At 36.5% G+C, this 12528-nt stretch carries 13 protein-coding genes; all 13 read left to right on the forward strand.

Going from position 1 to position 12528, the window contains the following annotated elements; translation table 11 throughout:
- The 13 genes from AC0C45_RS21285 (at position 1) to AC0C45_RS21345 (ending at position 12513) form a co-directional block, all read left to right on the forward strand.
- Positions 1-279 (forward strand): YokU family protein, encoded by a 279-nt coding sequence (locus AC0C45_RS21285; RefSeq protein WP_013057076.1) that lies wholly within the window; start codon positions 1-3, stop codon positions 277-279.
- Positions 280-380: 101 nt separating this feature from the next.
- Positions 381-1862 (forward strand): amino acid permease, encoded by a 1482-nt coding sequence (locus tag AC0C45_RS21290; RefSeq protein ID WP_328252832.1) that lies wholly within the window; start codon positions 381-383, stop codon positions 1860-1862.
- Positions 1863-2103: 241 nt separating this feature from the next.
- A complete protein-coding gene (locus tag AC0C45_RS21295) occupies positions 2104-2850 on the forward strand; it encodes an MBL fold metallo-hydrolase (protein ID WP_047932293.1) in 747 nt (248 codons plus the stop codon).
- A 66-nt stretch (positions 2851-2916) separates the two neighbouring features.
- On the forward strand, positions 2917-3174 hold the full coding sequence (locus tag AC0C45_RS21300; RefSeq protein ID WP_034652033.1) for a SunI/YnzG family protein: 258 nt from the start codon (positions 2917-2919) through the stop codon (positions 3172-3174).
- Positions 3175-3213: 39 nt separating this feature from the next.
- A complete protein-coding gene (locus AC0C45_RS21305; RefSeq protein WP_280169092.1) occupies positions 3214-3675 on the forward strand; it encodes a GNAT family N-acetyltransferase in 462 nt (153 codons plus the stop codon).
- Positions 3676-3865: 190 nt separating this feature from the next.
- Entirely contained in the window at positions 3866-5038 is a 1173-nt protein-coding gene (locus tag AC0C45_RS21310; protein WP_280169093.1) for an iron-containing alcohol dehydrogenase, read from the forward strand.
- A 179-nt stretch (positions 5039-5217) separates the two neighbouring features.
- A complete protein-coding gene (locus AC0C45_RS21315) occupies positions 5218-6423 on the forward strand; it encodes an MFS transporter (RefSeq protein WP_034652024.1) in 1206 nt (401 codons plus the stop codon).
- 143 nt (positions 6424-6566) lie between these two features.
- Positions 6567-7388, forward strand: coding sequence for a helix-turn-helix domain-containing protein (locus tag AC0C45_RS21320; protein ID WP_237894052.1), 822 nt, complete (start codon positions 6567-6569; stop codon positions 7386-7388).
- Between the two features lie 157 nt (positions 7389-7545).
- The gene (locus AC0C45_RS21325) at positions 7546-8130 is read left to right on the forward strand and encodes an NAD(P)H-dependent oxidoreductase (RefSeq protein WP_237894053.1); all 585 of its coding nucleotides are present in this window, start codon (positions 7546-7548) and stop codon (positions 8128-8130) included.
- 310 nt (positions 8131-8440) lie between these two features.
- Positions 8441-9703 (forward strand): ATP-grasp domain-containing protein, encoded by a 1263-nt coding sequence (locus AC0C45_RS21330; protein WP_472928746.1) that lies wholly within the window; start codon positions 8441-8443, stop codon positions 9701-9703.
- A gap of 15 nt (positions 9704-9718) precedes the next feature.
- The gene (locus AC0C45_RS21335; RefSeq protein ID WP_016764142.1) at positions 9719-10279 is read left to right on the forward strand and encodes a hypothetical protein; all 561 of its coding nucleotides are present in this window, start codon (positions 9719-9721) and stop codon (positions 10277-10279) included.
- Between the two features lie 32 nt (positions 10280-10311).
- Positions 10312-11250 (forward strand): DMT family transporter, encoded by a 939-nt coding sequence (locus AC0C45_RS21340; protein ID WP_016764143.1) that lies wholly within the window; start codon positions 10312-10314, stop codon positions 11248-11250.
- A gap of 27 nt (positions 11251-11277) precedes the next feature.
- Positions 11278-12513: a DUF6421 family protein gene (locus AC0C45_RS21345; RefSeq protein ID WP_034652018.1), complete on the forward strand. Its 1236-nt coding sequence runs from the start codon at positions 11278-11280 to the stop codon at positions 12511-12513.
- Positions 12514-12528: the final 15 nt, after the last annotated feature.

The raw sequence follows: 12528 nt of genomic DNA on the forward strand, positions 1-12528 counted from the left end.
TTGAAATGTCAATGGTGCGAATCCTATGAAGCGAAAGAGACGGATGCAACGGTTTATTGGGAGCTTCCTGACGGCACAAAAGCTATAGAAATTAAAGAGACGCCTTCCATTACATGTTCAGAATGCGGAATTACGTATCAAACAGATGAAACGGTTGGACACATTGAAGATCAACTGTTTTTAATCAACACTTCTGCCTTAGAAAAAAGTGTAACGTACGAACAGCTTATGAGCCTGCCTCGTCTATTAAAACGAAACTATTTTGATTTTTCAAAGTAAGCAATGAAGGGTCCATCTCCTGCTTTTTGTGGGAGATGGATATTCTTATACGCTTTACGTTAAACATGTGCGCATAGTTCATTTATAAAGGTGGGATAAGTATGGAAGCGGTCGATATAAATCGTAATGAAGAAGAAAAAAAGCAGGACGATAAGCATATAAAACGCCATTTAAAAGCACGTCATATGACCATGATTGCCATTGGAGGATCAATCGGAACGGGCTTATTTCTAGCTACCGGATCATCCATCCAAACTGCCGGACCTGGAGGAGCGCTGATTGCTTACGGGGCCATTGGAATTATGGTTTACTTTCTCATGACTAGTCTTGGAGAAATGGCCACGTTTATGCCGGTATCAGGTTCTTTTTCAACGTACGCCAGTCATTATGTAGACCCAGCTCTCGGCTTTGCGCTCGGCTGGAACTACTGGTTTAACTGGGCTGTTACGCTCGCTGTAGAAATAGCTGCTTCTGCTATTATTATGAAGTTTTGGTTCCCTGATGTGCCAAGTATTATCTGGAGCGCTTTGTTTTTAGGCTTAATTTTTTTACTTAATTTCCTATCTGTAAAAAGCTATGGAGAATCTGAATATTGGTTTGCTCTCGTAAAAGTAGTAACCATCATTGTGTTTATCGGAGTGGGCCTTCTGACGATCTTTGGCATTTTCGGCGGTGAATATATCGGCTTTAAAAACTTTACATTAGAAGAAGCGCCGGTCAACGGCGGATTTCTGTCCGTACTAAGCATTTTCTTTATCGCGGGATTTTCTTTTCAAGGTACAGAGCTAGTCGGCATTGCGGCGGGGGAAAGTGAAAACCCTCAAAAAAATATACCAAAAGCCATTCGCCAAGTCTTTTGGCGCATTCTTCTATTTTATATTGCAGCCATTGCTGTAATTGGGCTCATCATTCCTTACACAAGTCCATCTCTTCTAGGAGGAGATGTGGATAACATTGCTGTTAGTCCATTTACGCTTGTTTTTGAAAAAGCAGGAATTGCTGCAGCTGCTTCATTGATGAATGCTGTTATTCTTACCTCGGTTTTATCAGCCGGAACTTCTGGCTTATATGCTTCTACGCGAATGTTGTGGTCCATGGCAAATGAAGGGCAAGCGCCTAAAGCGCTTCGAAAAATTAATCGTCGAGGAATTCCAGTAAACGCGCTTGTTTTAACCACTATCATTGGCGGTCTTGCCTTTTTAACATCAATTTTTGGCGATCAAATGTATATGTGGCTTTTAAACGCTTCAGGCATGAGCGGATTTATTGCCTGGATTGGTATTGCCGTCAGCCACTATCGTTTTCGAAAAGCATATGTTGCTTCAGGAAGAGAGATAGATGAACTGGCGTATAAAGCAAAATGGTTTCCTCTAGGTCCTGTTCTTGCATTTGGAATGTGCCTCATCGTTATTCTAGGACAGAATTATCAAGCGGTACTTTCTGACAAAATTGATTGGTACGGCTTGACGGTCTCATACATCGGTCTGCCTCTCTTTTTAGCGACGTGGTGGGGGTATAAAATAGCAAAGAAAACTAAGGTTGTACCTTTGCATGAGTGTATCCAAAGAGAAGATAAGAAATAAAAAAACCAAAGTGGCTAACGACAAAGAGAAAAGGTGAACCTCGGACAGTGGGGTTCATCTTTTCTCTTTATAAAAATCGATTATTTTACGCTTTGTTATATAGATATCATAGCATAAAAAGTGATTTTTTTCCAGTCTGGTTTTTATTTTATTTATTGATAAAATTCAAGAATAACGTTGGAATCTGCACAATTATGGGAGGTTAAAACCTTCGTAACTTTAATAGGAAAAGGGGTTTGTGATGAGAATTTCAGAAGGTGTTGAAATGCTACAGTTGACTGCCAGAGCTTTTGACCAAAATATAATATTAAATCCTACGTTAGTTTGGAATAACGATGAAGCTATTCTAATTGATACAGGAATGCCTGGGCAAACCGATCAACTGAGAGAGGCCTTAAGTGAATTGAATATATCTATTGAACAGCTAAAAGTAATTCTTCTAACGCATCAAGATCTAGATCACATAGGATGTGCGACTGATATACGAAAAAAATCAAATGAAAATATTATCGTATATGCTCATGAATTTGATAAGCCGTATATTGAAGGGAAACTTCCGCTTATTAAAACGAATGCGAGTCGAATGAGTAACGAAGAACTAGCAGCTATACCTGATGAAATAAAATCTTTTTATAAAAACCCTCCAAAAGTTGACGTAGATATAGTATTAAAAAGGAGTCAAATGCTCCCATACTGTGAAGGCATTGAACCGATTTTTACCCCTGGACATACGCCTGGGCATGTAAGTTTTTATTTAAGAAAATCAAAAACACTGGTTGCTGGAGATGCTTTAGTGTTGGCAAATGGACGATTAATGGGACCTGTTAAACAAACGACCTTAAATATGGACCAAGCAGTTCAATCACTCGAAAAATTCTTACACTACGACATTGAGCATGTTATTTGTTACCATGGAGGTTATTTTCAAGGCTGTCCGAAAGAAGCAATTTTAAGGATAAAAGAACACATTGCACAGCTAGAAAGTTAAGGGGAAATGAACTTGTTTTTTGCTAGAAGAAGGAAGGGAAAATAGAAACCAAAGGGGATGTATAAAATGTTTACACCAACTATCAGTGTCCGAAAAATAAATGATAATCTCATTATAAAATGGCAGCTTTCACACTTTACGATTCCGTTAGAAGACATTCTTGAAGTAACGGAAGATGACACGTACGGGGGTAAAGAAGCAAACGCCATTCGAATTGGCCCTCCGTACGGAACCACTGACCGCATCTTTATAAAAACGACCAATAAAAACTATCTGTTATTTACCTCAAACGCACCGGCTATATTAAACGAAATAAATTCATAACGATCATTGCTAAATACGAGATATATAGGAGAGAAAAAATTGAAGATTAGCCGTACTTTCGATACTGGTAAAATTGCCAAGCTTAATCAGTCTGTTCATCAACTGCATGTAGAATTATACCCCGAGCGCTTTCAAACATATGATTTTCAGAAGATGCATGAATTTTTTAAGAAAGTGATGAAAGACGATAGATTTATCTTTCTTTTAGGAGAAGATGAAGGTCAGCATGTGGGATTCGCTTGGCTGGAAATAAAGCAGTATTCAGAGACAGTGTTTAAAAAGACTTACAAGTCAATTTATGTTCATCAAATAAACATCGCAGAACCCTATAAAAACAGAGGGTTTGGTTCGAGTTTGATGAAAGAAATTTATAGCATTGCTCGTACCAACGACATCAATATAATTGAGTTAGATTATTGGAATGATAATACGATTGCCGAAAGCTTTTACGAAAAAGAAGGATTTGTTACGTATAGAAAAATGGCTTACAAAGAACTTTAAAGAGAGCATTTACTTGCTCTCTTTTTTATATCTAAGAAGCCATTTTCTTCGTTTTAATTACTTAATAAAATAAAGTACGCGATCTGAGAACTTAACTCTTGAAAAATTTTTGTTTTACATTTATACTTACATTCCTGTTCGCGTAATGCGACAATTTATTTTATATTCAACTAGGAGGTATACAGATAGTATGGAAAATTTCATTTATCATAATCCCACAAAATTAATCTTCGGAAAAGATCAGCTTCAAGCATTATCAGAAGAACTCCCGAAATATGGAAAAAATATTTTACTTGTATACGGCGGAGGAAGCATTAAGAAAAATGGTTTATACGATCAAGTTCTTACGCTGTTAAAAGAGTTAAACGTAAATATACATGAGTTAGCGGGCGTAGAGCCAAATCCTCGACTATCTACGGTACGAAAAGGAATTGAAATTTGCCGAAATGAAAACATTGACTTCATGTTAGCAGTCGGCGGAGGAAGCGTTATTGACTGCACAAAAGCAATCGCTGCCGGAGCTGAGTATGAAGGAGACGTTTGGGATATTATTAACAAAAAAGTAACGGCTACAAAAGCACTGCCGTTTGGAACGGTATTAACATTGGCAGCAACAGGTTCTGAAATGAATCCGGATTCCGTTATTACGAATTGGGAAACAAATGAAAAATACGTTTGGGGAAGTGCCGTTACGCACCCTGTATTTTCTATACTAGATCCTGTGAACACAATGTCTGTTCCTAGAGATCAAACTATCTACGGCATGGTAGACATGATGAGCCACGTGTTCGAACAATATTTCCATAACGTGAAAAACACGCCTTTACAAGATCGTATGTGCTATTCCGTATTACAAACAGTAATTGAAACAGCGCCGAAATTACTAGAAGATCTGCAAAGCTACGAGCACCGCGAAACGATTTTATATTCCGGAACAATCGCATTAAACGGAACACTTCAAATGGGCTACTTTGGCGATTGGGCTTCACATACAATTGAACACGCGGTATCAGCGGTATATGACATTCCTCATGCAGGCGGTTTAGCAATCCTATTCCCAAATTGGATGCGACACGTTGTAGATCAAGATGTAACTCGTATGAAGCGTGTAATGACAAGCATGTTCGATATTGAAACTGCAGATAAAAGCGACAAAGAAATCGCATTAGAAGGAATCGATAAACTAAGCGCTTTTTGGTCAAGCCTTGGTGCACCTTCTCGCTTAGCAGATTACGATATCGGAGAAGATCGACTAGACGAAATTGCTGGAATTGCTGCTCGTGAAATGGAGCACGGAGGTTTCGGTAACTTTAAAAAACTAAATAAAGATGATATTTTAGCTATTTTAAAAGCGTCACTGTAAAGTGAAAAACAAAAAGAAGGAGACATCTGTCTTCTTCTTTTTGTTTTATCTTATAAATGACTGGAAATTAAGTAGAGCAGGAAGAATGGTTTTTTCTCAAATTTCAGTTAACAACCAAAGAAAAACCTTTATAATTAAGTACAGAAAGAAAATTTTAGAGAATTTAAGGGAGTGGGGAGATGAAAAAGTTTGCGCTAGCTTCATATGCGCTTTATTTGCTGGGCGGATTAGTCATTACAGCCGTAGGGTCCGTCTTACCGCAATTGTTAACACATTATCATGTGTCCTATACAGTTGGCGGGCAGCTTGTATTATTAGGTTCTTTAGGATTTTTGATAGGAGTTCCGCTATCTTCTTTTCTATTAGGACGCTTCAGAGAAATGAATTTACTTACAGTTTCCGCACTAATGATAGCGCTATCACAAATAGGTATGCTTTTATTGCCTCCATTTGAGTGGATTATTGCATTCAATTTCTTAAACGGTATTGGTGTAGCCGCATTGGAAGTAGTTGTAGCTACTTTAATGATGGAAGTATTTATCGGTAGAAGAGCTATTGTTATGAGTTATTTAGAAGTGTCATTTGGTCTAGGTGCGCTGTTGATGCCGTTAGTAGCTAGCTTATTGATTTCACAGAACAGCTGGAGGTTTTCATTTTTTATAACGAGTGTACTAGCTTTACTAATGGTTGTGGTCTGTAAAATGATTTCTTTTAAAAAAGAGACTGTTTTAACTTCAGAAAGTGAAGCTTCAGACGCCAACTCAGAACCTGCGCCTGTGCTTGCTAAAAATCAAAGATGGAAAATACTTACTCTTTTTAGTGTGATGATTTTTATGTATGCCGGAGTAGAAAGCAGTATGAATAATTTTCTTTCGTCTATTTTTATCGCGTATCTAGATGTAATTCCGTCACAGGCTACTTTGAGCATAAGCGTTTTTTGGGTGGCCATGTTAATAGGACGAGTGGCTACTGGATGGATTATTCGAGTTGTTACATACGAACGTTATCTTTTTGGCAGCATTGGAGGAACAATTGTGAGTTTAGTGCTGTTTATCTTGTTAAAAGAAGCAGTAGCAGGCTATATTTTATTAGGGTTTTTAGGACTTGCAATGTCAGGTATCTATTCGATAACGATGGTATATGCTAACCATACGTTTACTGGATCTGCTCGTATTGTAACAAGTTTAATTACTGGTTTTTCAGGGCTTGGAGGAGCTGTTTTCCCTGCACTTATTGGCTTTACTATGGATGTAAGCGGAATCACCTCAGCACTTTGGTACATAACAGCTTTTGCATGTTTATATCTTCTGGCGCTTTGCATCATTTTTTTCGTTCAGCGTGATGCCAAACAAAAAGCTAATAATCATTTGCAGCCTATGAAATAAATGCTACGTCAAAAAAAGAAGTGAATTATAAGTTCACTTCTTTTTCTTTTTATTTTCTCTTTCGATATAGTAAACAAAAAGGGTTCACATAAATTCAAACAAGAAAGTAAAAAATGGATATATCTATGAAAAAGGAGCGCAATATGAAAGAAGTGAAGTTTAACTCAAAGGACATCTTGAGTCAAAAACAAGAAAATGTTCAAATTATAAAAGCAGAAAACGTGCAGCCTCAGCAAGCACGTGAAACGCTGGATAAACATTTGCTTCTTCTTCACCGTACCGCTAAGCCTGTTGCGATTCAAGAAACAGTAGCAGATAGCTTTCATGGAGGAGTAGCTTTTAAAAATGATATTAACTTTATTCCTGCTGGAGCTGACAGCACTTGCGAATGGAAAGAACCGCTATCTTTTTTGCGTGTTGAGTTAGATCCTCAAACCGTTAAAGAAATAGCTGATAAAGAAAACTTATCTTCTAGGCTTGATTTAAGCTATTACCTTAGAAATCAAGATTATAAAATGCAGCAGCTGCTTTTATGGCTTAGCGAAGAAGTCGAACAGGGGAATCCTCAAGGAAAACTGTACATTGACTCAGTTACAAATTTAATTATTTATCAGATTTTAAAACAGCATAACGATAGTCAGTCCCATTTCCTTGGTAAGGATCCGGGACTTGAGCATTTAAAAATAGCGATGGAATACATGCAAGACCACTATGCTGAATCAATTACATTAGATAAGTTAACTCGTTTGTCTAATTTAAGTTCCTCTCATTTCATTAACAGCTTTAAACAAACGCTAGGCGTAACGCCCCATCAATACTTGCTTAAGATTCGGATCGAAAGAGCAAAAGAAAAATTGCAAAGATCTAGCTTACCGCTCAGTGAAATTGCTTATGGATTAGGCTTTACAGATCAAAGCCATTTCTCAAGGTATTTTAAGAAAATAACCGGAATGTCCCCCCCTTAAGTGGAAACAAAATTTTGTACAAAAATAACCGAATTTTGTACAAGAAAACGACTTGAATATCTTCTAAAATAAACGTGTAAAGCGATTTAAGAGGAGATGTTTAAGTGAAAATCATCTCCGTGCTATAAAGATCATACACAGTATAGGAGAGATCATAATGAAAGTATTAGTAAATATATTTCACCCTAATTTAGCAGAATCTAACGTTAATAAAGCGTGGATGAAGCGATTAGAGAAGGAAGATGTCACAGTTAATAATATCTATGAGCGCTATCCAAATTGGGAAGTTGATGTAGAAAAAGAACAAGAGCTTTTATTAAAGCATGACCGCATCGTTTTTCAATTTCCTTTTTACTGGTATAGTACACCTCCGTTAATGAAGAAATGGTTGGACGATGTGTTAACTTTCGGCTGGGCCTACGGTACGAATGGTACTCAACTACACGGAAAGGAATTTGTGTTGGCAATTTCAGTGGGGGGACCGCAAAAGTCATACAGAGCAGGAGGTTATAACAACTATACGATCAGTGAGTTAACAAAACCGCTGCAACAAACGGCTAACTTAACAGGCATGAAGTTTCTTACTCACTTTGTTCAATACAATTCGGTTGTTGCTACGGAAAAAGAAATCAGTGAAAGTGCTGAACATTTAGTTCAGCATATAAAGGATCCCGCATTAAACCCCAACATTGCATTAAAAAGAATACTAAATGAGATGGCTGAAAAAGATGTAACTTTATAAATGGTTAATATCTATTTTAATAAAAAATAAAAAAAGAAAGGTTGAATCTATGTCGACCTTTCCTTTTTTTAGAAAAATTCTCATTAAATTTTTCTAAAAATATCTTTATAATCAAATAGCAAAATTCCTGCTTTTAATTTTGCTTTAGTATTAATCCTATAAACCATTCTTTTCTTTACTTTTTACTAATATATCAAATATTCTATATATTCCTAATGTTATATAAAATTAAATTGACAAATATATGAAGTGGTCATTAGAATTTAGTCATCGAACAGTGAAGAGCTGTTTAAAAGTAGGGGGGAAGTAAATGCCGTTACAAAATAAGCATCTAGCAGTTGTGTTACAAAATACATATTTACCGTTTATTTTTGAAGAAGCAGAAGCTCTCGGAATTAAAGTGACGTTTTTTTATAACCAAGAAGAAGTAGAACCTAAGCATCTTAAAAACGTACAAAATTTCATACCCATCGATTTATTTTACACCCCAGACAAAGCTCTTGAGATTATTAAAGCAGAGCATCACAAAAATCTTTTTGACGGCATTATGACATTATATGAGCCTGCATTAGAGGTTGTATCTCAGCTGACAGAAGAATTAAACTTACCCGGTTTATCGCCATTTGTGATTAGTAACTGTCGCAACAAACAGAAGATGAGAGAGGTTTTAAAAGATAATGATCTTAACACTCCGTATTTTAAAGAGGTTGAAAACACGGAGGAATTAAAGAATCTTTCACTGCCTTATCCTGTCGTAGTAAAACCTTCTAACGGATTTTCCAGTCAAGGTGTATCACGAGCGAATAATAAAAAGGAACTGATTGACAGCATAGAAAAAGTGAGACGCGTAAATGAAGAAGACCTAAGTAAATTCACAAAAAATAAAACGGGCATGGTAATTGAACAATTTATAGACGGACCAGAGTTTGCTATTGAGACGTTTTCTGTAGAAGGAGAAGTTTATGTACTTTCTATAGGTTATAAAGGAAATTCCAAAGGACCTTTCTTTGAAGAAGGTGTTTATATAGCTCCAGCTCAGCTAGAAGAAAACGTTTGGCAATCTATTGCACAAGAAGCAGCTAGAGCAGCAAATGCTTTAGGAATTGAGAATGGCCCGGCTCATATTGAATTACGCCTGGACCCAGCAGGAAAACCTTATGTAATTGAAATAGGAGCGCGCATTGGAGGATCTGGGATTTCTCATTATATTGTAAAAGAAAGTACAGGTATTAACTATATGGAGCTAGTTTTTTACTATGTATTAGGGTTAAAACCTCCTGTATTAAAAAATGAAAGAAAACGAAAGAAAGTGGTGGGCAACTACATTATCCCTGTGCAAGGCCATGGGATTTTTAAAGAAATTCGAGGCTTAGAAGACGTGCGTAGAGATACTGAAGTAAAAAGAGTTATTCAATTTATAACTAAAGGGACAGACATTTTACCATATCCGCACTTTTCAGGGTACCCTGGATTTATTTTAACCACTCATGAATCTTATTCCGACTGTGAGCAGTATTACAGCTATTTAGATAACAAAGTAAAAATCGTTTATAAAAATAAAGTAAACGCATAGGGGGTATCAAAGGCTATGATAGTTGCAGAGTCGTCTAGTAAGAAAAATAAGCAGCTTCAAAAAATTAGCATTATCCATACCTTAGGGCCTGAAGGAACAAATTGTGAAAAAGCAGGCTATCTGTGGTTCGAACGCCAAAGCATACAAGGTCAGGTCTTTTTGCATCAAACGTTGGAAGAAGCTTTAGTTCATGTGAAAGAAACAGAGAGTTCTGCTCTTCTAGGCTGCGCAGTATATCCTTACTTACATGATATTGTGTTCAAAAATTTAACTAGTTTAGAGCTAGTAGATAGCTTTATTATGCCAACGTATAACATGGTGCTTGCCTCAAAAGAAGAGGTGATAACAACCAATAACCTTTTAATTGCTTCACATCCTGCCCCTGTTGATTTAGCTCATTCCATCAGTCCCAATGTTCAGTTAGTAAATAGTAATGCTCAAGCGGCGATTGATTGTTTAGAAGGAAAGGTAGACGCATGTATTACAACGAGTAAAGCCGCTAACGAGCAGGGGTTAACAGTTGTAAAAGATTTTGGAGAAGTGCCGATGTGTTTTACGCTCCACGGAAGAAAATAGGCTTAACTTTAAAAAAGAAATAAGGTGAAACAGTGATTTCTAAATTAACCCGTATTCATGTACATCTTTTGTTCTGTCTATTAGCGGTCATCGGAGGAACGACATGGGCTTTTCAAAAGACTGGATTAAAGGATAGCTTGCCTCTATGGTCAGCAGGTATGAGGTTTTTAATTGCTAGTTTAATAATTGCCCTCTACCTCTTACTCACAAAAAAAATGGCGGTTTCAAAAGAAGTAGTAATCATTTCAGCATTAAACGGAATTTTGTACTTTGCTCTACCGTTTGGTTCTGTTTATTGGGCATCCGTCTATTTGCCAAGCGGGCTTGTTTCCGTTTTAGCTGCCAGCATTTCAGTGTTTGCTCTTTTATTTAATCGCTTATTTAAAGGAACACCAGCTACAAAAGGACAAAAGCTAGGTGTAGTCATGTGCTTAATTGGTATGAGCGTTGTATTCGGAAATCAGCTGTTTATACAGGGAAATGTGATTCAAATAGTAGCCATGATCGTCATTTTAATGGCTATGCTAGGTTCTGCTTTTATAACTGTTCAAGTTCAATCTCGCATAAAATCCTTGCCTATTATGACCTTTAATTCTTTTTCGATGCTAAGTGGAGGCGCTTGTTTACTGATTGTTAGTCTATTTGTAGAAAATGGAAACCGCACTTTTTCTGGGATTAGTCTTATCTCATTATTATACTTGGCCATTATAGGGTCGGTCGTGGGGTTTTCTATTAATATTTATTTATTAAAAAAATGGCATATATCAAAAGCAACGGCGCATTTATTTATTTCACCGGTTATCGCCTTATATGTAGGATTTGTCTTTTTAGGTGAAACATTAAACAAACAGGTCTATATAGGTACAGCGTTTGTAATAGCAGGGGTTATATTTATTAACTTGAAAAAGCAAATAGAGAAAAACACAAATAATTCTACTCTTAAATCATCTAAAAATATTTCTGCTAAGTAGCTGTTCTAAAAAAGGAGGGTTTTAATCATGTTAACAAAAAATCATACCCAAAGTTTAGTGGAGTTATTAAACGATAAAATAGTACCTGCTCTATATGAGATAAGAAAATATCAGGGCCCAAATGGAGAGGTCAAAAGAAATTACGAAAAAGCTAGAGAGCTCTTATTAAAAGTAGTTGCAGAAACTGAAACAATATATAACTCTTTAAACTTACCTGAAGTGTGGAATGCATTAAAAAATGACGTATGTGAGTGGATTGAAAGAGGACTCGATCAGTCTCCTTACTTTGATCAAACACTAATTGCCTATAGCCCGCCTGCAAACAGGGAAGCGACGTTCTTTTTAGGACCGATTGTAACGCCTAATGGCCCTACAAAAAGAGGATTTTATTTAGAAGCCTTTATCGCTGTTCGCGATGAACCTGAAATCATGAAATCCATCGAAGCAGACCTTCCTCATCCTAAAAATGGATGTGAATCTTTAAAGCTGTTGGCTGGTACTCAAGGATTTATGGAAGGAAAGTGTATTGTATTTTTCCCTGAGAATGTAAAAACAAAAGAAAAGGTAACAAGTCAAAACTTCGCGATATTTTTCTTTAATAAATTTCACAGCATATACAATGAGGATACATTAAAAAGAGCGTCTTCTATCTTTCCTGATTTCAACTTTAAATCTCATACTATGAATAGAGAAGACACTTATCAGGCAAGGGTAATCTGGGGATATCTGCATGATTATTACCATCACTGCGGAAATAAACCTTTTGACCAACATATACAGGCGAAAATGAATTTTTTTGCAGGCATACTAGAAGAAGTTAAAGTAGATTGCCAGACGGTGCTGACTCTTCATAAAAGAAAATATCCTTTTTGGGAAGAGATAACGGAATTTGTTCTCTTTGAACGACTTTTAAGATACCCTAGTCAGCATAATGCACCTCGAAACTTTGATTCTGGAACAGGTTTTTTTCTTTTTAGCTGGCTAGTTGCAAATGGGCGTTCAATATCCCGAAAAGGAGACCATGCTTATTTAGATTTAGACATATGCTTAAAAGAACTGGATCTTTTGGTAAAAGAAATTGAAGAACTTGAAACGATTCAAAGGGACCTTGACTATAAAGAAGAAGCTGAACATTATGTTCGAAAATACTTATTACCTAGTGAGAACGATGATAAATTTATTATCCCGGACAATTACTTTATTAATCAGCAAAATAAAAAGATTGAAGTTCCATACTTACTATTCGATGACCATAATCTTTAAGGAGAAGGTGCACTA

The organism is Priestia sp. VA7, assembly GCF_055710015.1.

Coding starts and splice junctions, on each gene's coding strand:
- AC0C45_RS21290 (WP_328252832.1), top strand. CDS start 381: ATGGAAGCGGTCGATATAAATCGTAATGAAGAAGAAAAAAAGCAGGAC.
- AC0C45_RS21320 (WP_237894052.1), top strand. CDS start 6,567: ATGAAAGAAGTGAAGTTTAACTCAAAGGACATCTTGAGTCAAAAACAA.
- AC0C45_RS21345 (WP_034652018.1), top strand. CDS start 11,278: ATGTTAACAAAAAATCATACCCAAAGTTTAGTGGAGTTATTAAACGAT.
- AC0C45_RS21330 (WP_472928746.1), top strand. CDS start 8,441: ATGCCGTTACAAAATAAGCATCTAGCAGTTGTGTTACAAAATACATAT.
- AC0C45_RS21310 (WP_280169093.1), top strand. CDS start 3,866: ATGGAAAATTTCATTTATCATAATCCCACAAAATTAATCTTCGGAAAA.
- AC0C45_RS21295 (WP_047932293.1), top strand. CDS start 2,104: ATGAGAATTTCAGAAGGTGTTGAAATGCTACAGTTGACTGCCAGAGCT.
- AC0C45_RS21325 (WP_237894053.1), top strand. CDS start 7,546: ATGAAAGTATTAGTAAATATATTTCACCCTAATTTAGCAGAATCTAAC.
- AC0C45_RS21300 (WP_034652033.1), top strand. CDS start 2,917: ATGTTTACACCAACTATCAGTGTCCGAAAAATAAATGATAATCTCATT.
- AC0C45_RS21315 (WP_034652024.1), top strand. CDS start 5,218: ATGAAAAAGTTTGCGCTAGCTTCATATGCGCTTTATTTGCTGGGCGGA.
- AC0C45_RS21335 (WP_016764142.1), top strand. CDS start 9,719: ATGATAGTTGCAGAGTCGTCTAGTAAGAAAAATAAGCAGCTTCAAAAA.